The 22,176-nt window shown below is 67.2% G+C and carries 22 protein-coding genes, 1 other RNA gene and 1 pseudogene; 10 read left to right on the top strand and 14 right to left on the bottom strand.

All coding sequences use genetic code 11. The annotated features are described in order from the left end of the window. Nucleotides 1-15 precede the first annotated feature (15 nt). The 13 genes from K3U94_RS16265 to hisN all read right to left on the bottom strand — a co-directional run bounded on the left by K3U94_RS16265 (nt 16) and on the right by hisN (nt 12,670). Nucleotides 16-393, bottom strand: coding sequence for an NADH-quinone oxidoreductase subunit A (locus tag K3U94_RS16265; RefSeq protein ID WP_047318967.1), 378 nt, complete (start codon nt 391-393; stop codon nt 16-18). A gap of 168 nt (nt 394-561) precedes the next feature. After that, nucleotides 562-966: an Rv3143 family two-component system response regulator gene (locus tag K3U94_RS16260; protein ID WP_047319072.1), complete on the bottom strand. Its 405-nt coding sequence runs from the start codon at nt 964-966 to the stop codon at nt 562-564. 87 nt (nt 967-1,053) lie between these two features. After that, entirely contained in the window at nt 1,054-1,404 is a 351-nt protein-coding gene (locus K3U94_RS16255) for a DUF6285 domain-containing protein (protein ID WP_230987159.1), read from the bottom strand. Next, nucleotides 1,401-2,390 (bottom strand): phosphotransferase family protein, encoded by a 990-nt coding sequence (locus K3U94_RS16250; RefSeq protein ID WP_220694379.1) that lies wholly within the window; start codon nt 2,388-2,390, stop codon nt 1,401-1,403. The genes K3U94_RS16255 and K3U94_RS16250 overlap by 4 nt, the downstream gene beginning before the upstream one ends. Continuing rightward, on the bottom strand, nt 2,387-3,628 hold the full coding sequence (locus tag K3U94_RS16245) for an acyl-CoA dehydrogenase family protein (protein ID WP_047318970.1): 1,242 nt from the start codon (nt 3,626-3,628) through the stop codon (nt 2,387-2,389). Before K3U94_RS16245 ends, K3U94_RS16250 begins: the two co-directional genes overlap by 4 nt. A gap of 24 nt (nt 3,629-3,652) precedes the next feature. Beyond that, on the bottom strand, nt 3,653-4,267 hold the full coding sequence (locus K3U94_RS16240) for a TetR/AcrR family transcriptional regulator (RefSeq protein WP_220694378.1): 615 nt from the start codon (nt 4,265-4,267) through the stop codon (nt 3,653-3,655). An 8-nt stretch (nt 4,268-4,275) separates the two neighbouring features. Beyond that, a complete protein-coding gene (locus tag K3U94_RS16235) occupies nt 4,276-5,181 on the bottom strand; it encodes a hydroxymethylglutaryl-CoA lyase (protein WP_220694377.1) in 906 nt (301 codons plus the stop codon). Next, nucleotides 5,178-6,386 carry a CaiB/BaiF CoA transferase family protein gene (locus K3U94_RS16230; RefSeq protein WP_220694376.1) on the bottom strand — a complete coding sequence of 403 codons (1,209 nt, stop codon included), beginning with the start codon at nt 6,384-6,386 and terminating at the stop codon, nt 5,178-5,180. Before K3U94_RS16230 ends, K3U94_RS16235 begins: the two co-directional genes overlap by 4 nt. Beyond that, nucleotides 6,383-7,567 carry an alpha/beta hydrolase family protein gene (locus K3U94_RS16225; RefSeq protein ID WP_220694375.1) on the bottom strand — a complete coding sequence of 395 codons (1,185 nt, stop codon included), beginning with the start codon at nt 7,565-7,567 and terminating at the stop codon, nt 6,383-6,385. Before K3U94_RS16225 ends, K3U94_RS16230 begins: the two co-directional genes overlap by 4 nt. Beyond that, entirely contained in the window at nt 7,564-8,658 is a 1,095-nt protein-coding gene (locus K3U94_RS16220; protein WP_220694374.1) for a homogentisate 1,2-dioxygenase, read from the bottom strand. Before K3U94_RS16220 ends, K3U94_RS16225 begins: the two co-directional genes overlap by 4 nt. Nucleotides 8,659-9,096: 438 nt before the next feature. Then, complete coding sequence (locus K3U94_RS16215; protein WP_220694373.1) at nt 9,097-10,305, bottom strand: acyl-CoA dehydrogenase family protein; 1,209 nt, start codon at nt 10,303-10,305, stop codon at nt 9,097-9,099. Nucleotides 10,306-10,355: 50 nt separating this feature from the next. After that, entirely contained in the window at nt 10,356-11,759 is a 1,404-nt protein-coding gene (locus K3U94_RS16210) for an acyl-CoA dehydrogenase family protein (RefSeq protein WP_220694372.1), read from the bottom strand. Between the two features lie 110 nt (nt 11,760-11,869). Then, nucleotides 11,870-12,670, bottom strand: coding sequence for a histidinol-phosphatase (hisN, locus tag K3U94_RS16205; protein WP_220694371.1), 801 nt, complete (start codon nt 12,668-12,670; stop codon nt 11,870-11,872). 23 nt (nt 12,671-12,693) lie between these two features. On the opposite strand from hisN, the gene K3U94_RS16200 reads away from it, so the two are divergent. Beyond that, nucleotides 12,694-13,017: a hypothetical protein gene (locus K3U94_RS16200; protein ID WP_047318978.1), complete on the top strand. Its 324-nt coding sequence runs from the start codon at nt 12,694-12,696 to the stop codon at nt 13,015-13,017. A gap of 9 nt (nt 13,018-13,026) precedes the next feature. On the opposite strand, the gene K3U94_RS16195 is transcribed toward K3U94_RS16200, so the two are convergent. Continuing rightward, nucleotides 13,027-14,475, bottom strand: a complete 1,449-nt coding sequence (locus K3U94_RS16195; protein WP_220694370.1) for an FAD-dependent oxidoreductase — start codon at nt 14,473-14,475, stop codon at nt 13,027-13,029. 96 nt (nt 14,476-14,571) lie between these two features. On the opposite strand from K3U94_RS16195, the gene prfB reads away from it, so the two are divergent. The 9 genes and pseudogenes from prfB (at nt 14,572) to K3U94_RS16150 (ending at nt 22,173) form a co-directional block, all read left to right on the top strand. After that, nucleotides 14,572-15,687: a peptide chain release factor 2 gene (prfB, locus tag K3U94_RS16190; RefSeq protein WP_047318979.1), complete on the top strand. Its 1,116-nt coding sequence runs from the start codon at nt 14,572-14,574 to the stop codon at nt 15,685-15,687. After that, nucleotides 15,677-16,594 (top strand): mechanosensitive ion channel family protein, encoded by a 918-nt coding sequence (locus K3U94_RS16185; RefSeq protein ID WP_047318980.1) that lies wholly within the window; start codon nt 15,677-15,679, stop codon nt 16,592-16,594. The genes prfB and K3U94_RS16185 overlap by 11 nt, the downstream gene beginning before the upstream one ends. Nucleotides 16,595-16,602: 8 nt before the next feature. Then, the gene (locus tag K3U94_RS16180; RefSeq protein WP_220696834.1) at nt 16,603-17,136 is read left to right on the top strand and encodes an Rv3103c family proline-rich protein; all 534 of its coding nucleotides are present in this window, start codon (nt 16,603-16,605) and stop codon (nt 17,134-17,136) included. Nucleotides 17,137-17,149: 13 nt separating this feature from the next. Beyond that, nucleotides 17,150-17,839: a cell division ATP-binding protein FtsE gene (ftsE, locus tag K3U94_RS16175; protein ID WP_047318981.1), complete on the top strand. Its 690-nt coding sequence runs from the start codon at nt 17,150-17,152 to the stop codon at nt 17,837-17,839. 1 nt (nt 17,840) lies between these two features. Beyond that, entirely contained in the window at nt 17,841-18,734 is an 894-nt protein-coding gene (gene ftsX / locus K3U94_RS16170; RefSeq protein WP_047318982.1) for a permease-like cell division protein FtsX, read from the top strand. Between the two features lie 2 nt (nt 18,735-18,736). Next, complete coding sequence (gene smpB / locus K3U94_RS16165; protein WP_047318983.1) at nt 18,737-19,237, top strand: SsrA-binding protein SmpB; 501 nt, start codon at nt 18,737-18,739, stop codon at nt 19,235-19,237. After that, nucleotides 19,234-20,078 (top strand): annotated as a pseudogene (locus K3U94_RS16160) (EamA family transporter). Before smpB ends, K3U94_RS16160 begins: the two are co-directional and overlap by 4 nt. A gap of 98 nt (nt 20,079-20,176) precedes the next feature. After that, nucleotides 20,177-20,568, top strand: a transfer-messenger RNA (tmRNA) gene (gene ssrA / locus K3U94_RS16155). A gap of 150 nt (nt 20,569-20,718) precedes the next feature. Then, nucleotides 20,719-22,173: a flavin-containing monooxygenase gene (locus K3U94_RS16150; RefSeq protein ID WP_220694369.1), complete on the top strand. Its 1,455-nt coding sequence runs from the start codon at nt 20,719-20,721 to the stop codon at nt 22,171-22,173. Nucleotides 22,174-22,176: the final 3 nt, after the last annotated feature.

The following is a 22,176-nucleotide window of genomic DNA, read 5'->3' as shown; positions in this document are numbered from 1 at the left end:
CCCGCCTACTCCCACTCAATCCCAATTCAGGCCGCCGCGGCGCCAGACGTAGGCGTAGGCGACGAAGACGACGACGGCGAACAGCACCATTTCGATGAGCGCGAACACCCCGAGCCCGTCGAAGGCAACCGCCCAGGGGTAGAGAAATACGATCTCGATGTCGAAGACGATGAACAGCATCGCGGTCAGGTAGTACTTCACCGGGAATCGCTGCCCGGGCGGGGCGTGCGGCCCGCTGACCGGCTGGTCTGTGGGCTCGATGCCGCACTCGTAGGCTTCCAGTTTCGACCGGTTGTACCGCGAGGGACCCACCAGGGCGGTGGCGACCACGGAAAATACGGCGAAACCGGCGGCGAGCGCGGCGAGGACCAGGATCGGCAGGTACAGGTTCATGCTCAGTGACGTAGTTCCCTTCCGGGCACCGATGTGACTTCAGGCACAGCCTAGCCCGCTGCCACGGGGCGGTTGGGAAGAATCCGAAATTGCCGACAACTGTGACGGGTATCACCTGTAGCGGTAACGGCGACAGGCGAATTCGCGCAATTCGCGGCTGAGGCTTACCTAACTACCCGTCGGCGTGCGCAGCAGACCCAGCACCGCATGGCTCAACTCCATGGGGTCAATCGGGTGGGCCACCGCGGCGTCGGCGTGCGACCATTTGGCCAGCCAGACGTCGTCGGCGCGGCCGGTCAGCACCACGATCGGCGGGCACGGCGTGATCTCGTCTTTGAGCTGTTTGCAGATGCCCATCCCGCCGGCCGGGGTGGCTTCCCCGTCCAGGATGGCCAGGTCGATTCCACCGGCGTCCATCTGCCGGATCACCATCGGCTCGGTTGCCACCTCGACATAACTCAGCTCCGGTAGGTCCGGGTGCAGCTGCTTGCCCAACGCGGTGGTAACCCGTGCGCGGGTAGCGGCGTCGTCACTGTAGACAAGGATTCGCAGCGCGGCATTGGAGTCGGACACGGTCCAGATGCTACTGCGCAGGTCGCACCGATACATCGGGTTTGGAGCAGCACCGTCGAAGTGATTGTCGCGCAGGCACTCTAGCGGCTACTGGGCATACCCCGGATGGTCGATCGCCAGTCGATGCTCCACCAGGGTGTACAGGCAGGCGGTGAGCGCCTCGGGCCGATCGTCAAGGTCACCGGCCCGGATGGCGGCGGCCAGCCCTGCCTCGTCGGCGAAACCCAGTCTCGCCAGTGCGTCGGCGACGACGCCGCCGGTGGTGTCGCGTAACTCCCGTTCGACGATGCGCAGCGCGTTGGCCGCTACCCGGGCGTGGAACCTGACCTGGCCGTCGGTGGCGGCATTCCCGTCGCGATTCACCACCGCCGTGTCCAGGAATTCGGTGACCGCGGCGACGAGTTCGGCCGCGGTGGGGCGGCGGCCCCCGGTGCTCACGGCCGGACTCCGTCGAGCAGGCGCAGCAGGTCCCATTCGGTTTCGGAGACCCGCCGGCCGATGGTCGCCAGTTCCACCGAACGGGTTTGGCCGCTCAGGTGACGCTGTGCCTGGTAGCGGCAGATGATGCCCCATCGCAGCGTGCCCAGCAGCAGCCACCAGTCGAACCGATCCGGATTGACATTCCCGCCGGTGGCTTGTTCATAGGCGGCCAGAAAGGCGTCGATACCGCCGAGTCCACCGGCGGCGCGCTCGAGCGGCGCACCGAACCGCCAGGCCCGCAGGCAGAACCAGGCCAGGTCCTCACACCCGTCGCCCAGGTGCACCAGCTCCCAGTCCAGCACGGCGGCCAGATCACCGCGGCCGGAGACCATGAGGTTGCCCATCCGGAAATCGCCGTGGACCAGCTGCGCCGGCACCGGCGGTGGGCGATCGGCGGCCAGCCGTCGCAACGCCCACTCGAAGGGCGCCGTGGTCTCGGGCAGGGCATCGAGCTGGGTGCGGCATGCGGACAGCTGGTCTTCGGCACTCAATGCGACGCCGCCCGGGTCGGCCCGGTGAATGGCGGCCAGCGCCTGCGCGCACTGCCGCAGCAGCTGCGTGCGTCCCGCGTCGTCGAGCTGGCGCTCGATGCGGCGAACCACCGTCTCGCCGTCGATCAGATCGCAGATCAGGTACGGGTTCCCCAGTGCCGCAGCGGAATTATCGGCGATCAGCACGTTCGGCACCGGGGCGCCGGCCCGGCCTGCGACACGCTGCGCGTGCGCCTCCAGCTCCATGCTGGCATGCAGCTCCTCAAGCGGGCCGGTGCGCAGAATCAGCGACCGGCGCTCGCCTGTGCCCGTAACGGCGTCGAACGCCCAGGTGATCCGGCTGGCGCCGCCGGTCAGGGCCCGCAGGTCCTCGACCACGACCGGGCCCAACTCCGGCGCCAGCACGTCGGCCAGCAGGTCGGCGAGCTGATCGGTGGTCGCACCCGGTTTCATGGCCGCCTATCGAACCCGAACAGTCGCTGCGCGACCCGGCGGATCTGGATCTCTTCGGCGCCTTCGGTGATCCGGTAGCGGCGGTGGTGGCGGTAGATGTGTTCGAACTGCTCGTGGCGGGTGTAGCCCACGCCGCCGTGGATCTGGATGGCGCGGTCGGCGGCCTCGCACACCAGCCGGTTGGCACGGTAGTTGGCCATCGACACCTTGTCGGAGACCTCCAGGTGGTGGTCGCGGTCCAGGTGCCAGGCCGCGTAGTTCACCAGCAGCCGCACCATCTGGGCCTCGGTCTGCAGTTCGGCCAGCGGCCACTGCACCGCCTGGTTGACCGACAGCGGCTTGCCGAACACGATGCGTTGCCGCGCGTACTCGGCGGCGCGGTCGATGCAATACTGTGCGGCGCCCAGGCTGGAGGCGGCCTGGCGGATCCGGTTTTCGTGCAGGAAGGTCTGGGCCACGTCCAGCCCGCCGTCGACCTCGCCGAGCACCGCATCGGCAGGCACCCGCACGTTGTTCAGTTCGACCTCGCCGTGGTCGGTCGGCATGTTGAAGGTCCACCAGTAGAACGGGATGGTGAATCCCGGTGTGTCGGTGGGCACCAGGAACGCGGTGATCCCGCGTGCCGAGCCGGCTTCGCCGGATGTGCGGGCGAAGACCAAGTCGTGGGTGGCCCGGTGCACTCCGGTGTTGAATCGTTTGGCGCCGTTGATCACCCAGGTGTCGCCGTCGAGTTCGGCGCGGGTTTCCAGCCACGTGGCATCCGAACCGTGGTCTGGTTCGGTCAGTCCGAAGGCCATCGACCGCTCGCCGGTGATCATGGCCTGGGAGAACTCGCGGCGCTGCTCGTCGGTGCCGAACCGCTCCATCATGATCACCTGCGGGAAGTTCCCGACGATCGACGACTCGTCCTGCAGGTCGTTGTGCAGGCCGAGGCCCTTGTGTGCCAGGTGTTCCCGGATCACCGCCATGTCGACGTTGGTTCCGTCGCGGCCGCCCAGGGATGCCGGCAGCCCGTAGCGCAGCCAGCCGGCCGCGTCGGCGCGGCGGCGCATCTCATCCAGCAATTCCTCCCACTCGCGTCGCGGGATGCCGCCGCGTTCCACGTCGGTGCGGGCGAACTCGCGCCGGTGGTCGAAGTACTGCATGTGCTCGGCCTGCAGCGGTGCGATCTCGCGCTCGATGAAGTCGTCCATCTCGGCGAGCACCCCGGGAAGGTGTTCGGGCAGTGTGAAATCCATGGCGATTCCTTCAGTTGTGGGTGGTCAACGGCCGTACAGGGTCTTTCTCCAGATGGTCGACAGCGTGGCGATGGCGTCGTGATCGCTGATTCGCCATCCCGGCCCCGACGGGCCGACGAACACCACGGTGAAGTTCTCGAACAGCAGCGCGATGGCTGCCGCGATGTGGTCGGCATCGAGATCAAGACCGTAGCCCTGCTGCTGTGCGCGTCGCACCGAAGCGGCGACGATCTCCATGCCGAACCGGCGGAACTCGTTCTGCAGTGCGGCGAATCGCTCGCTGGTGGCGGCCAGCTGTGCCACCGCGATCATGACGCCGATATTCGGCTTGAACATGGCCCAGTAGGCACTGACCACCGACGTGAAGAACTCGGTGTCCTCCGGGGACTCCGGTAGCCGCATCTTGAGTCCGGACGGCTCGACCACCTGGGTGAGAAACGACTCGGCCAAGGCGGCCAGCAGGTCTTCCTTGTCACGGAAATACCGGTACAGCACCGCGGTGGACTTTCCGGCGGACGACGTGATGTCGGCCAGGGTGGTGCCGTGAAACCCGCGTTCGGCAAACAGTTCTCGGGCGGCCTGTTCGATCGCACCGCGCGTCAGGCGTCCTTTCGAACTGAGCTCACGCTGGGTGGACATCGAGGCGCTCAGACCCGCTTCCGGTCTCCGGCTGCCAGCAGGGCGCTGGGCAGCCCGTGGCCGACGACCGTGCTGGCCACACCGGCGGCGGCGATGGCGGCATCCAGGTCGATACCGGTGTCGATCCCGCAGTCACTCAGCAGGTAGACGAGGTCCTCGGTGGCGATGTTCCCGGTGGCGCCAGGGGCGAACGGACAGCCGCCCAGGCCGCCGGCCGAGGCGTCGAGCCGGGTGATTCCCGCCTGCACCGCCGCGTAGGCGCAGGCCAGCCCGGAGCCGCGGGTGTTGTGGAAGTGCGCGCCCAGCGGGATGTCGCCGATGAGCGGCTGCACCGCCGCGATCAGGTCGGTGACACGCCGGGGAGTGGCCGTGCCGATGGTATCGGCGATGGCCAGCCGGTCGACGCCCAAATCGCTTGCCGAGGAGGCGATATCGGTGACCCGCCCGGGCTCGGTCGGTCCGTCGAACGGGCAGTCCCACGCGGTGGCGATGATGACCTCGACCGACGCGCCGGCATCATGGGCGATACCGGCGATGTCGGTGATGGCGGCGACGGCCTGCGCCGTGGGGCGGCCGACATTGGCGGTGCTGAAGGCATCCGAGGCGCACACCACGTACTCGAGGGACTTCAGTCCGGCGGCCACCGCCCGGGCGGCGCCACCGGGGCTGGCGACCAGTGCGGAGAACTCCAGTTCGGGGTAGCGCCACAGTTCGGCGGCCAGCTCGGCGGCGTCAGCGAGGGCCGGGACTTTGGTCGGGGAGACGAACGAGGTCACCTCGACCTCGCGGACTCCGGTGGCGGCGATCGCGGCCAGCAGTTCGAGCTTGGCGCTCAACGGGATCGGCGCTTCGATCTGCAGGCCGTCGCGCAGCGCGACCTCGCGGATGCTGACCCGGCCGGGAAGTGTGCTCATAACACCCCCTGGGTGCGTAGGGTGTCCAACTCCGCGCTGGTCTTGCCGAGCAGGCCGGCGTAGACCTCGTCGTTGTGCTGGCCGGGCCGGGCCGATCCGGCGTTGCGGATGGTGCCGGGGCTCTCCGAGAGCACCGGGATGACGCCGGGGCCCAGCACGGTGCGCTCGGCGCCTTCGTCCCAGTGCTCGGCGAGCATGCCGCGTGCCCACAGTTGCGGGTCTTTGACGACCTCGGCCACCGTGTTGATGGGCCCGGAGATCACGCCGGCATCGCTCAGCGTCGCGATGATGGCGTCCGGTGCCCGCTGTGCGGCCCATTCGCCGATGATCGAGTCCAGCTCGTCTTGATTGCGGCCGCGCGCACCGTGATCGGCGAACCGCGGGTCGGTCGTCAGCTCCGGCCGGCCCATGGCCTGGCACAGCCGGGCGAACACGCTGTCCTGGTTGGCGGCGATCACCACCCAGCTGCCGTCGGCCGACTGGTAGATGTTCGACGGCGCGATGCCCTCGAGTCGGGTGCCCGACGGCCCGCGCACCACGCCGCCGACGTCGTAGTCGGGGATGGTGGATTCCTGGATGGCCAAGCAGGATTCGGTGAGGGCGACATCGACCACCTGACCGTGACCGGTGACCGTGCGACGGTAGAGGGCGGCCAGCGCGCCTTGGGCGGCGAACATGCCCGCGAGGCTGTCGCCGAGGGACAGCGCCAGCCGTGGCGGCGGGCCGCCGGGAAAACCGTTCATGTGCCGCAGCCCGCTAGCCGCCTCGGCAACCGAGGCGTAGCCGGCCTTGTGCGCGTCCGGTCCGGTCTGTCCGTAGCCGGAGACCCGCACCAGGATGATGCCCTTGTTGCGCTGATGCAGGACGTCGAAGCCCAGGCCCCAGCGCTCCAGCGTGCCAGGGCGGAAGTTCTCCACGACGATGTCGGACTTCTCGATGAGTTCGAGGAACAGTTCCCGGCCGCGCTCGGCGCGCAGGTCGAGGGTGACGGCCTTCTTGTTGCGGGCGTGCACGGTCCAGAAGAAGTGGTGCCCGTCGAGCTCGGCCTGTCCCCAGGTGCGCAGCGGGTCGGGTTTGCCGGGCAGCTCGATCTTGATGACCTCGGCGCCCATGTCGCCGAGCAGCCGCCCGGCGAACGGTCCGGAGATCAGCGTGCCGAGCTCAATGACCCGGATGCCGTCGAGTGCACCGGCTGAGGGATTCATGCCGACGAGCCTACGAAATCATGCTGGGCCAGCCAATCACTGACGATCTGCACGGCCTGTCGCAGCGCGTCACGCTGATCCGGACCGGCGTAATAGTGATTGGCGCCGGGGATTTCATGCATTTGCTTGTCGTCGGTGCCGATCGCCTCGAAGAGCCGGCGGGTGTGGCTGGGCGTGCAGGCGTCGTCGGCCATGTTGCCGATCACCAGGGTGGGCACCGCGATGTCGTGTCCACAGTCCACGCCGTCGCCGTGGGCGTCGTCGTAGCTCCACTGGGACAGCCAGCTGCGCAGCGTGCAGAACCGTGCCAGCCCGACTGGGCTCATGTTCACCACGGCGGGCTCGCCCAGATAGCAGCTGCCGGGGGTGCGTTCGTTGGGATCGACCGTCGGGTCCAGCCAGCGCGGGTCGGCCATGGTGCCGTGGACGACGAACCCGAACTCCTGATCGGGCAGGCCGGCGTCTTTGAGCTCGGCCAGCTTCGCCTTGACCCAGGCGGTGATCCGGCGATTCCGGTCGATCTGGGCGGCCCGGTAGCGCGCCAGGAACTCCTGGCTGTAGGGCGGCTGGTTGGGATTGTCCGGGTTGTAGAGGTCCAGTTCCGGATCGCGTTTGGTCGGGTCGGACTCGTCCAGGATCGAGGCGTCGAGCCATTCGGTCAGCGTGCCGTGGCGGCTGATGTGGGCGGCGAGCAGCATCACGCCGTCGGCGGGGATCAGGTTCAGCTTGGTCAGATCCGGCCCGTCGCCGGACGGGCTGGCGGTCACCGTCGGATGCTGGGCCTGCTGTTGGTAGAACAGCGACAGCGAGCCGCCGCCGCTCCATCCGGCCAGCACCACCTTGGCGTAGCCGAGTCGGTTCTTGGCGTCGGCGATGCACTGGCCGAGGTCTTCGACCACCTTCTCCATCAGCAGCGCCGAGTCGGTGCCGCGGAATCGGCTGTTGCAGTAGATGACGTGGTGCCCGGCGCGGGCCAGGGCATTGACCATCGGCAGGTAGGCGCCGCCACCGATCGGGTGCATGAACACCAGCACGGTGTCGCTCGGGCTGTCCTTGGGCCGCAGCAGGTAGCTCTCCAGCACCACCAGCTCGGCGACCCCGCCGTAGACGTCGCGGACACCCGAATTGTTCTGATAGGCAATCAGGTAGGGGATTCGGTCGTAGTCGTGCTTGGCGGTCATGCGTGCTGTCCTAGGTCGGCGGCGAGAATCTCGGGGGAGGGGGTGAGGCGGCGTCGGGTGTCGATGGCGATGACCTGCCAGTCCACCCGCTGGTAGTCGTCGAACTTGCGGCGTGCCCGCTCGCGGGCCTTCTCCGGCGCCCCGTGATGCACGCCCTGCGGGGCGTGGCTGATCAGGCCCGGCGGCATCGGAATCCCGTAGAGCGATCCGCCGTGGAAGAACGCGATCTCGTCGTAGTCGACGTTGCGGTGATACCACGGCGTGCGTTCGGTACCCGGGATCCCTTCAGCGGGCTTGGGCAAAAAGTTCATCACGTAGACCCCGGTTGCCTGCATGAACAGGTGCACCGTCGGTGGCAGGTGCACGCTGTCAGAGGTCACCACGTTGTAGTCGGCGATGTTGAACGAGAACGCGAAGTTGTCGCCGCGCCAGCCCTCGACGTCGATCGGATTGTGTTGGTAGTGCAGCGTTGTCGGCCCGCCGTCATGGATGAGACGGACTTCGTAGCGCTCGCGCCCATCGTCGTCGATGGGGGCCGGCTCGGGGATGACCACCAGGGAGGGGTCGAACGGGAAGTGCCGGCCCAGCGGCCCCGGCGGCGGCACCCGGAACTCGTCGGTGGCCTCGATCATCAGCCAGGTGGTCTCGGCTGCGGGAAGTTGACGCCAGGTGGTCGCCTTGGGCAGGTACAGCCAGTCGCCCTCGCGGTAGTCCAGCGGGCCGAATTCGGTCTCCAGCTGCCCGGATCCGGCATGCGCGAAGCACAGCAGGTCGCCGTCGACGTAGCGGACGTGAAACGGCATCTCTGCCGAGCGCCGGGACAACCGGATGCGGCAGTCGGGGTTGCTGAACAGCAGCAGGGGATCGCCGGCGGGGTCGATCGCGTCTGCGGGTTGCAGCTGCGCGGCCAGTACGTCCAGGGGCCGTAGCGGCCCTTCGGCCCGGTAGGCGGTCGGGTCGTTACGCCGGTACATGTTGGCGGTGCGGCCGGTGAAGCCGCCCCGGCCCAGCTCGTCGTCCTTGAGGCCGTCGAGGTCGGCATGGATGCGGCGCGGCGTGGTGCCTTTGCGCAGGTGGACGAAGGATTCCATCGGCGACTCCCGGGGAGCTCATGCGAATATCGGACTAAAACTAAAAGTAACGTTACTTTTTGTTTCGGTCGGGGGCAAGGGCCGCGGGCCCACCAACCCCCAACCGCGAGCGGGCGTGTTTGCACGGTGAAACCCGGTGTGTCGCGTACAAGGACGCACGTTCGCTGCGGCATGAGAGGGCCAAACCTGCGAAAGGCTGGACGCCAGTAGGGGATGATCTGGTCCGGGTCGTGATCAGACCCAGCGATTTACCGTAGGTGCTCCCACCAGCGACGCGGGCCGCGGCGCATCACCTGCGCTTGGGTGGTGCCGGCCGAGGTGAATGCCGCGATCTGGGTTGCCGAGGCTGTGCGAGGGTGCGTACTTGTACGGCAAACGACGGCGTGTCGTGTACAGACACGCACCTTCGACGTAGAAGGAGACGCAGAAGGAAACGGGCTACTTCAGCTCGGACGAGGACAGGCCCAGCAGTCGGCGGGCCACCACCAGCAGCTGGATCTGCTGGGTGCCCTCGAAGATGTCGAGGATCTTCGAGTCGCGGCTCCACTTCTCCAGCAGGGTCTGCTCGGAGTAGCCGAGGGTGCCGGCCATCTCGACGGCCTTGAGGGTGATGTCGCTGGCGACTCGGCCGGCCTTGGCCTTGCCCATCGACGCCTCTTTGGAGTTGGGGATGTTGTTGTCGGCCTGCCATGCCGAGCGCAGCGCCAGCAGGTTCGCCGACTCCCAGTCGGCCTCCATGCGCAGGAATTCCGCGGCCGGCGCGCTCTGGGCGTGCGCCGGCTTGTCATAGGAGATCTCGATGCCGGCGGCGGTGAGCATCTTGCGCAGCTCTTCGAGCGCGGCACGCGCGACCCCGACCGCCATGGCGGCCACGATCGGCCGGGTGTTGTCGAAGGTCTCCATGACTCCCGAGAAGCTCTTCTCGGTGTTGATCTCCGGGCTGCCCAGCAGGTTGTCCTTGGGGATGCGGGCATTGTCGAACCGGATGACCGCGGTGTCGGAGGCCTTGATGCCGAGCTTGTGCTCCAGGCGCTCGACGATGACGCCGGGGTGCTCGCGCGGGACGATGAACGACTTGATCGCCGCACGGCCCAGCGATTTGTCCAGCGTCGCCCACACCACGATGTGGGTGCATCGCGATCCGGCGGTGACGAAGATCTTCTCGCCGTTGATCACGTACTCGTCGCCGTCGAGGGTGGCCGTGGTGCTCACCGCCGCCGAATCCGAGCCGAAGCTCGGCTCGGTGATCGCCATCGCGGCCCACACCTTGCCCAGCCGTTCGAGCTGTTCATCGGTGGCCACGCCGGAGATCGCCGCGTTGCCGAGGCCCTGGTAGGGCACCGACAGCATCAAAGCGACGTCGCCCCAGCTCATCTCGAGCACCTGCAGCATTGCCGCCATGTTGGCCGCGTTGCGGTTTCCGGTCTGCTCGCCGGCGTCGCGGAAGGCCTCGGCACCGGCCATCGCGTTGCCGCCGGCGCCGGAGACCCCGTCGAACAGGGTTTCCAGGGTGTCCAGCTCAACCGGGTAGGCGTGCTCACGCGAGTCGTACTTGCGCGAGATGGGGCGCAGCATTTCGGCGGCCCCGGCATGGGTCATCTCAATGACTTCCTGCAGCTTGCGGGGCAGTTCCAGATTGATTGCCATGATCAGACTTTCGTGTTCGCAGCGGAGTTTGCTTGATGTCTTTGGATGACTCAGATGACCAGGACGCCCTCGGCGACGCCGAGCGCCCGCAGATCGCGGTACCAGCGCTCGACCGGGTGCTCCTTGGTGTAGCCGTGGCCGCCGAGTAGTTGCACCCCGTCCAGACCGATCTGCATGCCCTTGTCGGTCGCGATCCGCTTGGCCAGTGCGGCTTCCCGGATGAATGGCAGCCCCTGCTCGCACCGCGACGCACCGCGCCAGGTCAGCAGCCGCAGCCCATCGAGCTCGATGGCGATGTTGGCGCACATGAACGCCACCGACTGGCGGTTGGCGATCGGCTCACCGAATGCCTCGCGCTCCTTGATGTAGGGCATCACGTGGTCGAGCACCGCATGGCTGGTGCCGACGGCCAGCGCTGCCCAGCCCAGCCGGGACAGCGCGATGGCCTGCGAGTAGTCGGAATCGGTCGCGGCGTCCTCGCCGAGGCGGGCGCTCAACGGCACCGTCACCTTGTTCAACTCGAGCTGCCCGAGGGCAGCGGCGCGAAGACCCATGCTGGGGTCGGCCTTCACCGTCAGGCCCGGCGTCGAGGACTCGACGATGAACAGCGCCGGCTTGCCGTTCAGCTGCGCGGCCACGATGAACAGTTCGGCGTCGGCGGCGGCCACGACCAGCGACTTCACGCCGTCGAGCCGGTAGCCGCTGGGCGTGCGCACCGCGGTCGTCTTGAGGTTGGTCGGGTCGAACAACGGCTGCGGCTCGACGATCGCGACACAGGCCTGGGGGGCCTTCTCGCCGGCGAACTCGGGCAGGTAGGTGGCCTGCTGGTCGGCGCTGCCCCAGTGGGTCAGCGCCGAAGCCACCCCGCCGGGGGCCAGGATCGGCAGCGCCAGGCCCATGTCGCCGTAGCCCAGCGCCTCGGCGACCAGCACGTTGGTGACCGCCGAACGGTGCGCGGCGATCCCGTCGAAGTCCTCGGGGATGTTGATCGCCGTGATGCCCAATTCGGCGGCCTTGCCGAGCAGCTCGCGGGGGTAGTCGAGGGCCTCGTCGGCGTCGTGGGCCGCCGGGCGCAGCAACTCGGCCGCGAACTCCTCGACCGTGTCGATGATCATCTGCTGGTCGTCGTCGGGGGTCAGGTCGAAGTAATCGCCGCCCTTGGCGCGAGCGGGGGCGCCCAGTCGCGCCGGCGCCTTGCCCAGGCCCTGGACCTTCTTGAACTGGCGGGTCGAGGCTCCCGCGACGGAGAACACCGTCTTCACGCCGTAGTTGAGGCCCCAGTTGAGCGGCTCGCGCAGCCGGTAGCGGTCCAGGAACTCGCGGCTGACCAGCGGAGTGACCAACGACAGCGCGGCCGCGATCGGGCTGCGCTTGTGCGGAACCGACCCGACGCCGCTGGCACGGCTGTTCAGCCGGACCTTTGAGCCGTTGGTGGCGGGGGCGATATCAGTCATGTCAGAGCCTCACTCGAGGGAAGGTATCGATGAGGCCACCTTACTCCGAAGTAAGATGACTCAGAAGTAAGGTGTGACGAAGTCCTCAGCCGGCCCCGCCGGCCGCCCGACTACTCCGGGGTCAATGCCGCCAGCACCTGCTTGTGCAGGGCGGGGTTGGCCGCCACGGCGCAGTTGCCGTGCGGGCCCGGGTTGCCGGACAGGTCGGTGAACACCCCGCCGGCCTCGCGCACCAGGATGTCGACGGCGGCCAGATCCCACACCGACACCGCCGGCTCGATGGCTGCGTCCACAGCACCCTCGGCGACCAAGCAGTACGCCCAGAAATCGCCGTAGGAGCGTGCCCGCCACACCGCCTCGGTCAGTGCGAGGAACTGCTCCCGCAGGCCGCGCGCCCCCCAGTAATTCAGGCCGGCGAACGTCAGGCTGGATGAGCCCACGTCGGCCACCGAAGACACCGACAGCCGTCGGGCAGGCGCGCCGGCGACGGACCCGAACGCGCCCTGGCCGCGCGTCGCCCACCAGCGCCGGTGCAGCGCCGGAGCGCTGATCACCCCGAGGATCGGCACGCCGTCCTCCAGCAACGCGATCAGGGTGGCCCACACCGGCACCCCGCGCACGAAGTTCTTGGTGCCGTCGATCGGGTCGATGATCCATTGGCGCCCAGTGAAAGTGGCGGTGCCACCGAATTCCTCGCCGAGGATCTGGTCGTGCGCACGCTCAGCGACCAGCACCTCACGCAGTGCGGTTTCGACCGCCTGGTCGGCGTCGGTCACCGGAGTCAGGTCGGGCTTGGTGTCGACTCGCAGGTCCAGCGCACCGAACCGCGCCAGGGTGATTTCGTCCGCCCGGTCGGCCAGGGCCAGGGCCAGGGTGAGGTCGTCTTCGAGATTGTTGTTGATCTGCGCCATGGCGAAAGTCCTACCATGACCGCATGTGGGAGTTTGGGGCACTGCTGTTGCTGCTGGCGATCATGGCGGTGTTCCTGGCGCCGCGATTCCTCCGGTCGGGACCCGGCGGGGACGCCCAGGACGGCACCGTGCTGGTCACCGGAGTCAGTCCCCGGCCCGAGGCAACCGGTGCGCAATACGTCACCATCACGGGCGTCCTGCATGGACCGACGGTGGATGAGCACGAGGTCTACCAGCGGTTCGCGGTAGACGTCACCAAATGGCCGAGTGTGGGTGACCTGCTGCCGGTGCGGTACTCACCGCGCAATCCGGATAACTGGAATCTGACCGGGCCAGTGGGGGATTGAGAATCCCGTTTACCGTGGCTGCGACTCCGGCAACGGCACTGGGTAGGACGTCAGGCCTGCGTCATCACAGTCGGGACAGGGCTTGTCTTCGCCCGGCCCGTGCCCGATCCGCAGCATGTCGGCGACGTTGGTCAGCTTGACCCGGGGCCGGCCATGCGGCTCACCGGTGGACCGCTCGTGGGCGTCGATCAGCTGCCAGTGCTCGGCGGTGACCAGTTCCGGTTGGCGAGACAGCAGCCATCGGTGCAGTTGGGCGTCGTAGTCGGCGTCGACGTCGGGAAGCTCGGTGGCGGCCAGATCCGCGGCGAGCGTGTCAACGGTGGCTTGGGAGTCACTCTTGTTGGAACCGATCACCCCGGAGGGCCCGCGCTTGATCCACCCGACCACGTACTGATTGCGGGTGCCCTCGATGCGTCCGTCGCTGTGCGGAATGGTGCAGCTGCGTTCGTCGAACGGCAAACCCGGCATCGGAACCCCGCGATAACCGACCGAGCGCACCACCAGCTGAGCCGGCAGAACCTCGCGTTCACCGGTGTCGTGCGCGCTGACCCGGCCCTGCTCGTCGGTCGTCAGCTCGTTGCGGCCCAACACAATTTCCTCGACCCGGCCGTCGCCGCGAATCTCGATCGGAGACGTGCAGAACCGGAACACGATCCGGCGATGGCCCGGGCGGGGTTCGCGCCCGACATAGGTGCGCAGCACCTTGACGTTCTGCTTGGGATGCTTGGCGGCCGCCTCGATGTCCTCGTCGGTGATACCGGCGAACTCGGCGGCGTCGATCACCACGTCGACATCGTCGAGTCCCTTGAGATCGCCCAGCTCGCGTAGCTCCGGGCTGGTGAACGTAGCCTGCAGCGGGCCGCGCCGACCGATGATCACCACCTCTTCGACCCCGCGGGGGCCGAGCACATCCAGCGCGTGGTCGGCGATATCGGTGCGGCGCAGTTCGTCGGGCTGGCTGACCAGGATGCGAGCCACATCCAGGGCCACATTGCCGTTGCCGACCACGATGGCGCGCTTGCAGCTCAGGTCGGGTGCGTGGTCGGCGAAGTGCGGATGCGCGTTGTACCAGCCGACGAAGTCCACCGCGGCGACGCTGCCGGGAAGTTCCTCCCCGGGGATGCCCAGGTGCCGATTCGACTGCGCACCGATTGCGTAGATCACCGCGTCGTAGCGCTCGGCCAGTTCGGCGGGCGTCACGTGCTCGCCGACGGTGACGTTGCCGTAGAACCGGAACCGGGGATCGGCCGCGGTCTTCTCGAACTGCGCACTGATCGACTTGATCTTCGGGTGGTCCGGCGCCACCCCGGAGCGCACCAGGCCCCACGGCGTCGGCAGCATCTCCAGCATGTCGACGCGCACGTCGACCTCACCGCCGGCAGCCAGCTTGAGCAGCGATGCCGCAGCGAAGTAGCCAGAGGGACCGGAGCCGACGATCGCGACGTGGTAGGGCCGCATCCTCGAACCTTCTTTCTCCTCGGAAGTCGTTCATGCACCCGCGTAACCCCGATGCTAGAGGTCGCGCGCCAATGGCCGCCGGTAACCTCGATAAACGTGGAACCAGACCGCCAGCCCGACATCGCCGCCCTCGACGCCACCTTGACCACGGTGGAGCGGGTGGTTGACGTCGACGGACTGCGCAGCCGCATCGACAAACTCGAGCACGAGGCGTCTGACCCGAACCTGTGGGACGACCAGGCCCGCGCCCAGCGCGTGACCAGTGAGTTGTCGCACGCTCAGGGGGAGCTGCGCCGTATCGAGGAACTGCGCCGCCGCCTCGACGACCTGCCGGTGCTCTACGAGATGGCGGCCGAGGAAGAGGGCTCGGCCGCCGCCGACGCGCTGGCCGAAGCCGACGCCGAGCTCGCCTCGCTGCGAACCGACATCGAGACCATGGAAGTCCGCACCCTGCTCTCGGGTGAGTACGACGAGCGCGAGGCACTGGTCACGATCCGCTCCGGAGCCGGCGGCGTGGACGCCGCGGACTGGGCCGAGATGCTGATGCGGATGTACATCCGCTGGGCCGAGCAGCACAACTACGGCGTCGAGGTGTTCGACACCTCCTACGCCGAAGAGGCCGGCATCAAGAGCGCCACGTTCGCGGTGCACGCACCCTTCGCTTACGGCACCCTCTCGGTGGAACAGGGCACCCACCGGCTGGTGCGGATCAGCCCGTTCGACAACCAGGGGCGCCGACAGACGTCGTTCGCCGAGGTCGAGGTGTTGCCGGTGGTCGAGACCACCGACCACATCGACATCCCCGAGGGCGACGTCCGGGTCGACGTCTACCGCTCCAGCGGACCGGGCGGACAGTCGGTGAACACCACCGACTCGGCGGTGCGGCTCACCCACATCCCCACCGGGATCGTCGTCACCTGTCAGAACGAGAAGTCGCAGCTGCAGAACAAGGTTTCGGCGATGCGGGTGCTGCAGGCGAAGCTGATGGAACGCAAACGCCAGGAGGAGCGAGCCGAGATGGACGCGCTCAAGGGCGACGGCGGCAGCTCATGGGGCAACCAGATGCGCTCCTATGTGCTGCACCCGTATCAGATGGTCAAGGACCTGCGTACCGAGTACGAAGTCGGCAACCCGGCCGCGGTGCTCGACGGCGACATCGACGGATTCCTCGAAGCCGGGATCCGGTGGCGCAACTCCCCGGATGGCGACTGAGCGCATGGTCTTGGCCTTCTCCCCGGGACAGCGCTGGCACGCCCTGTGGCGCGGTGAGATCGGCGAGTGGGTCATCACCAAGGGTTTGCGGATCGTCCTGCTGCTGATCGGGGCGGTGCTGGCCTCGCGGTTCATCACCTGGGCGGCGCGCCGCGTCACCCGGAGGCTGGAACACGGTTTCCAGGCCAGTGACGCGCTGGTGCGTTCGGAGGCCTCCAAGCACCGCCAGGCAGTCGCCTCGGTGATCTCGTGGGTGTCGGTGGTGCTGCTGTGCGTGATGGTCGCCGTCCAGATCACCAGCATCCTCGACATTCCGATCGGCTCGTTGGTGGGGCCGGCGGCGGTGCTGGGTGGCGCGATCGGTTTCGGCGCCCAGAAGCTGGTGCAGGATCTGCTGAGCGGGTTCTTCATCATCACCGAAAAGCAGTACGGCTTCGGCGATCTGGTGCAGCTGTCCATGGCGGGTGCGCCGACGGAGGCGCTCGGGACCGTCGAGGAGGTCACGTTGCGGGTGACGAAGCTGCGCACCCCCAACGGCGAGGTCTACAACGTCCCGAACGGCAACATCGTCCGGTCCCTGAACCTGTCCAAGGACTGGGCGCGCGCCGTCGTCGACATCCCGGTGCCCACCAGCGCCGACCTGACCCGGGTCAACGAGGTTCTGCACCAAGTGTGTGAGAACGCCCGCGAGGCCGACGCCCCGCTGCGGGACCTGCTGCTGGACCAGCCGTCCATCATGGGGGTGGAGAGCATCGAACTCGGTGTCGTCAACCTGCGGATGGTGGCCCGCACCCTGCCCGGGAAGCAATTCGAGGTAGGACGCCGGCTGCGCATCCAGGTGGTGCGGGCACTGGCGTCGGCCGGCGTTGTCACCGCCGGCGACGTCAAACCGGTGGAGACGCTGTGAAGCTCAGCATCAGAAAGCCCGCCGACACCCCGGAGCAGCCGGACCGGTCGGCCGGCAAGCGATGGAAATGGCCGGAGCATCTGTTCGGCGGCCGGGTCCGCACCTCCACGGTGGCGCTGATCATCGCCTTCGCCGCGGTGTGGTGGGTCTACGACACCTACCGGGAGGAGCCGAAGCCGCCGCCCGCTCCGCAGGTGGTGCCGCCGGGCTTCATTCCCGACCCGGCCTATACCTGGGTGCCGCGTACCAAGCTGCAACAGCCGCCGGTGACCATCACCGAGACCGTCACCCCGACGCCCACCACGACCGAGCCCCCCGCCCCGACAGAGCCGTCGGTCAGCGAACCGCCGACACCGGTGCCGGGGTTCCCGTTCTGTCCGCCGCTGTGCCCACCGCCGGCCCCGGCTCCGTCGGAGGAACCCGGACCCTCGAACTCCCCGGCGCCTACGACGTCCCCGTCGGCGCCTCCCGGAGCGCGACAGCCCGTGCCTGGCCCGGCGACACCCGCGTCCCCGGCGGGCCCGGGCGCCTCACACGGCTAAACTGCGTGCCGTGATGATCACGCTCGACCATGTCACCAAGCAGTACAAATCGTCGGCCCGGCCGGCGCTGGACAATATCAATGTCAAGATCGACAAGGGCGAGTTCGTGTTCCTGATCGGCCCGTCCGGCTCGGGCAAGTCGACGTTCATGCGACTGCTGCTGGCCGAGGAGACACCCACCTCGGGCGACATTCAGGTGTCGAAGTTCCACGTCAACAAGCTGCCCGGCCGCCACATCCCCAGCCTGCGCCAGGTGCTCGGCTGCGTGTTCCAGGACTTCCGCTTGTTGCAGCAGAAGACGGTGTTCGAAAACGTCGCGTTCGCTCTCGAGGTCATCGGCAAGAAGCCGGAGATGATCAACCGGGTGGTCCCCGAAGTGCTGGAGATGGTCGGGTTGTCCGGCAAAGCCAACCGGCTGCCGGGCGAACTGTCCGGCGGCGAACAGCAGCGGGTGGCGATCGCTCGCGCCTTTGTCAACCGGCCCCTGGTGCTGCTGGCCGACGAGCCGACCGGGAACCTCGACCCGGAAACAAGTGAGGACATCATGGACCTGCTGGAGCGGATCAACCGCACCGGCACCACGGTGCTGATGGCGACCCACGACCACCACATCGTCGACTCGATGCGCCAGCGCGTCGTCGAGCTTTCGCTGGGCCGGCTGGTGCGCGACGAACAGCGCGGTGTCTACGGAATGGATCGCTGACGTGCGCTTTGGGTTCCTGTTCAACGAGGTCATGACCGGCCTGCGCCGCAACGTCACCATGACGGTGGCGATGATCCTCACCACGGCCATTTCGATCGGGCTGTTCGGCGGCGGCCTGCTGGTGGTGCGCCTGGCCGATCAGTCCCGCAACATCTACCTGGACCGGGTGGAATCGCAGGTCTTCCTGAACCCCGACATCGCCGCCGACGACCCGAACTGCGAAGGTCAGGCGTGCAAGGCACTGCGCGAACAGATCGAGACACGCAATGACGTGAAGTCGGTGCGCTACCTCAACGCCGACGACGCGTATGCCGACGCCATCCGCAAGTTCCCCGAGTTCAAGGACGTCGCGAGCAAGGACTCGTTCCCGGCGTCGTTCATCGTCAAGCTGGAAAACCCGGAGCAGAGCAAGGAATTCGACGCCGCGATGCAGAGCCAGCCCGGTGTGCTCAGCGTGCTCAACCAGAAGAAGCTGATCGACCGATTGTTCGCCGTGCTTGACGGACTCAGCAGTGCCGCGTTCGCGGTCGCCCTGGTGCAGGCGGTCGGGGCGGTGTTGTTGATCGCCAACATGGTTCAGGTCGCGGCCTATACCCGGCGCACCGAGGTCTCCATCATGCGCCTGGTGGGCGCCAGTCGCTGGTACACCCAGCTGCCATTCCTGGTGGAGGCGGTGCTGGCCGCGACGGTGGGTGTCATCATCGCGATCATCGGGTTGATCGTGGTGCGAGCACTGTTCCTCGACAACGCGCTCAGCCAGTTCTATCAAGCGCATCTGATCGCGCGAATCGACTACGCCGACATCCTCTACATCGCGCCGATCCTGCTGTTGCTGGGCGCGGCGATGGCCGGAGCGACCGCATACGTGACGCTCCGGCTGTACGTGCGGCGGTAGCGATGGCCAAGAAATCGGCGGACAAGGGCAGCAAGAAGAAGCCAGACAAACAGATCGTCGCGTCGAATCGCAAAGCGCGACACAACTACTCGATTCTCGACGTGTACGAGGCGGGAGTGTCGCTGGTGGGCACCGAGGTGAAGAGCCTGCGAGCCGGGCAGGCCTCACTGGTCGATGCGTACGCCACCGTCGACGACGGGGAAGTGTGGCTGCGCAACATGCACATTCCCGAGTACCACCACGGCACCTGGACCAATCACGACCCGCGACGCACCCGCAAGCTGCTGTTGCATCGACGCCAGATCGACATGCTGATCGGCAAGATCCGCGACGGCAATCTCACCCTGGTGCCGCTGTCGGTGTACTTCACCGAAGGCAAGGTGAAGGTCGAATTGGCGCTGGCGCGCGGCAAGCAGGCTCACGACAAGCGGCAGGACCTCGCCCGGCGTGACGCGCAGCGCGAAGTCACTCGGGCGCTGGGCCGGCGCGCCAAGGGCATGTGACCGGCGCCGTCCTGGCGCTGTTGTCAGCGGCCGGTTTCGGGGTCAGCGATTTCGCCGGTGGTCTCGCGGCGCGCCGCGTACCCGCGCTGCGGGTGGTACTGGTCTCCTACCCGGTGGCGCTGGTGTTGCTGGGCGCGTTCGCCATCGGGGTGGGCGGACCGATTCCGGCGGGGCGATCGGCTGGGGCCTGGCCTCCGGTGTCGCGCTGGGCTTGGGCGGCTGGTGGTTCTATGCCGCGCTGGGTGCGGGTCCGATCTCGGTGGTGTCGCCGATCTCGGCGGTGCTGACGGCCGGGGTGCCGGTCGTGATCGGCTTGATCCAGGGGGAGCGGCCCGGGCTGGTGGCCGACGGCGGGATCGTGCTGGCGCTGCTGGCGGTGGCCCTGGTGAGCAGGCAGGCCACCGACGAGGACATCCGGCCGCACCAGTTCACCCGCAAGGTGGCCTGGCTGACGGTCGGCGCCGGGGTGGCGTTCGGCTTGGACTTCGTGTTCATCCACGAGGCGCCGGATGACTCCGGCCTGTGGCCGTTGGCGTTCGCGCGGGTGGCGGCCGCGGTGCTGGTGTTCACCGCGGCGACCGGGGCGCGTGAATTGCGCGTGCCCACCGGCCGGCCGTTGAAACTGGCGCTGGTGGCGGGGCTGTCTGACTCCGCGGCCAACGTCGCGATGCTGCTGGCGCTGCGGGGGTCGGACCTGTCGTTGGCCAGCGTGCTGATCTCGCTGTTCCCGGCGGTCACGGTGGTGCTGGCCATTGTGGTGCTGCGCGAACGGGTGCACCGCGGGCAGGTGGTGGGCATGGTGCTGGCCATCGTGTCGGTGGCGATGATCACCGCGCGGTGACGGTGCGGTGCCGAGGGAATGAACGGGCGCCGGTCTGTCGTTGGAACCGCGTACCATGAAGTGTCCGCCGACCGTCGGCGGAGAACTACCCAAGACAGGGGGCTGAAAGGTTTCGACTGCGTGTGTCGAATCAAGGGAAGCGTGCCGGTGCAGGCAGGAGACCACCGTAAGCGTCGCTGTAACCAAGTAAGCGCCAAGGTTGCACTTACTCCGGCTAAGGTCGCTCTTCAGAGCGACTTCGCTCTCGCTGCCTAAGCGATAGCGGGCCTGTCAGACCGGGACCTCCCTCGGCCCGGACCCTGGCATCGACTAGAGGGATCCACCGATACGTCCGGTCGCGGGATTTATCGGGACACCAACAGCGACTGGGATCGTCATCTCGGCTTGTTCGCGTGACCGGGAGATCCAAGTAGAGGCATAGCGAACTGCGCACGGAGAAGTCTTGAGGGAATGCCGTAGGACCCGGGTTCGATTCCCGGCAGCTCCACAACAAAATGGCAGTTCAGAGCGGATAAATTGCTCAGCAGAGGCCCCGTCGACATCACGTCAACGTCTCGTTGGCGGGAGATGTCGGCGTGGCCTTTGTTCACTCAACCTGATTTCGGGTAACGACCGGCGTGTGGCGGCGTACCGTCGTCGCATGAAGCCCACGGTGGCGGTCATTGGTGCGGGCATGTCCGGGCTCTGCATGGCCATCAAACTCCAGGCCGCCGGCATCGAGTCGTACACGGTTTTCGAGCAAGCCGGCGATGTCGGGGGCACCTGGCGGGACAACACCTATCCCGGATTGCACTGCGATGTGCCGTCGCGCTACTACAGCTACTCGTTTCGGCCGAACCATCAGTGGTCAAAGTTTCAATCGCCGGGTCCGGAGATTCACCAATACCTGCGGACCTGCGCCGAGGAACACTCACTTGGCGCGCGCATTCGTTTCAACACCGAGGCGACCGAAGCGCGATACCGAGACGGTCGGTGGTGGATACGAACTTCTGACGGCGAGGTAGAGCCGTTCGATGTGCTGATCTCCGCCACCGGCATCTTGCGAGTACCGCGCCTGCCTGATATTCCGGGGCGGGATTCATTCGCGGGCAAGATGTTTCATTCGTCGCAGTGGGATCATTTGACGCCGCTGCAGGACAAGCGAATCGGATTGATCGGCACCGGATCCACGGGTGTGCAGATCGTCTCGGCGCTCGGAGGCAGCGTGAAATCGCTGACGGTGTTTCAACGTTCGGCGCAGTGGATCTTTCCGTGGCCCAATTTCCGATACAGCCGGCCGACCAAGGCACTGATGGGCCGGTGGCCGGCGTTCAACCAGCTCGGCCACACCTTCTGGGGCTGGATCTTCAGAACCGTCCTGGGCCGGGCCACCGTGCAGCCGGGTTGGCAGCGGCGGATGGTTGACGCGGTATGCCGATGGAATCTGCGTCTATCGGTTCGGGATCCCGGACTGCGGGCCAAGCTCACTCCAGTGGACCAACCGATGTGCAAGCGGCAGATATTCGCCGGTCAGTACTACCGATCCGTCCAGCGATCCGGCGTTGACGTCGTCACCGATGACATCGTCCGCATCGAGCCGCAGGGCGTGGTCACTTCCGGGGACATTCTGCACGAACTTGACGTGCTGGTGTTCGCCACCGGTTTCGACGCCCACGCGTACGTCCACCCGCTGCAGATCGTCGGCGCGGGCGGAGTCAGTCTCGAAGAAGTGTGGGCCGACGGCCCACGTGCCTACCGGTCGATCGGGGTGCCGGGCTTCCCGAATTTCTTCATGATGATGGGTCCACACTCGCCGATCGGTAGCGATTCGTTGGTCCCGATCGCCGAACATCAGGCCGACTTCATCATGTGGTGGATCGGACAGATGCGCGACGGTCACGTGATCTCCGTCGCGCCCACCGAAGTCGCCACCAAGGAACACAACGAAGACATGAAAGCGGCGATGCCCCACACCACGTGGGTGACGGGTTGTCGCAGCTGGTATCTGGGCAGGGACGGTCTGCCCGAGTTGTTCCCCTGGAGGCCCGAGCGCTATACCGAGCTCTTGGCCAAGCCCGACACAACCGCCTTCGAGGTACACGGCCCCACCGGGTAGCCG

Origin of the sequence: Mycolicibacter heraklionensis, from assembly GCF_019645815.1 — a bacterium.
Taxonomy (GTDB): Bacteria; Actinomycetota; Actinomycetes; order Mycobacteriales; family Mycobacteriaceae; genus Mycobacterium; species Mycobacterium heraklionense.
This window is presented reverse-complemented; position numbering and strand designations above follow the sequence as displayed.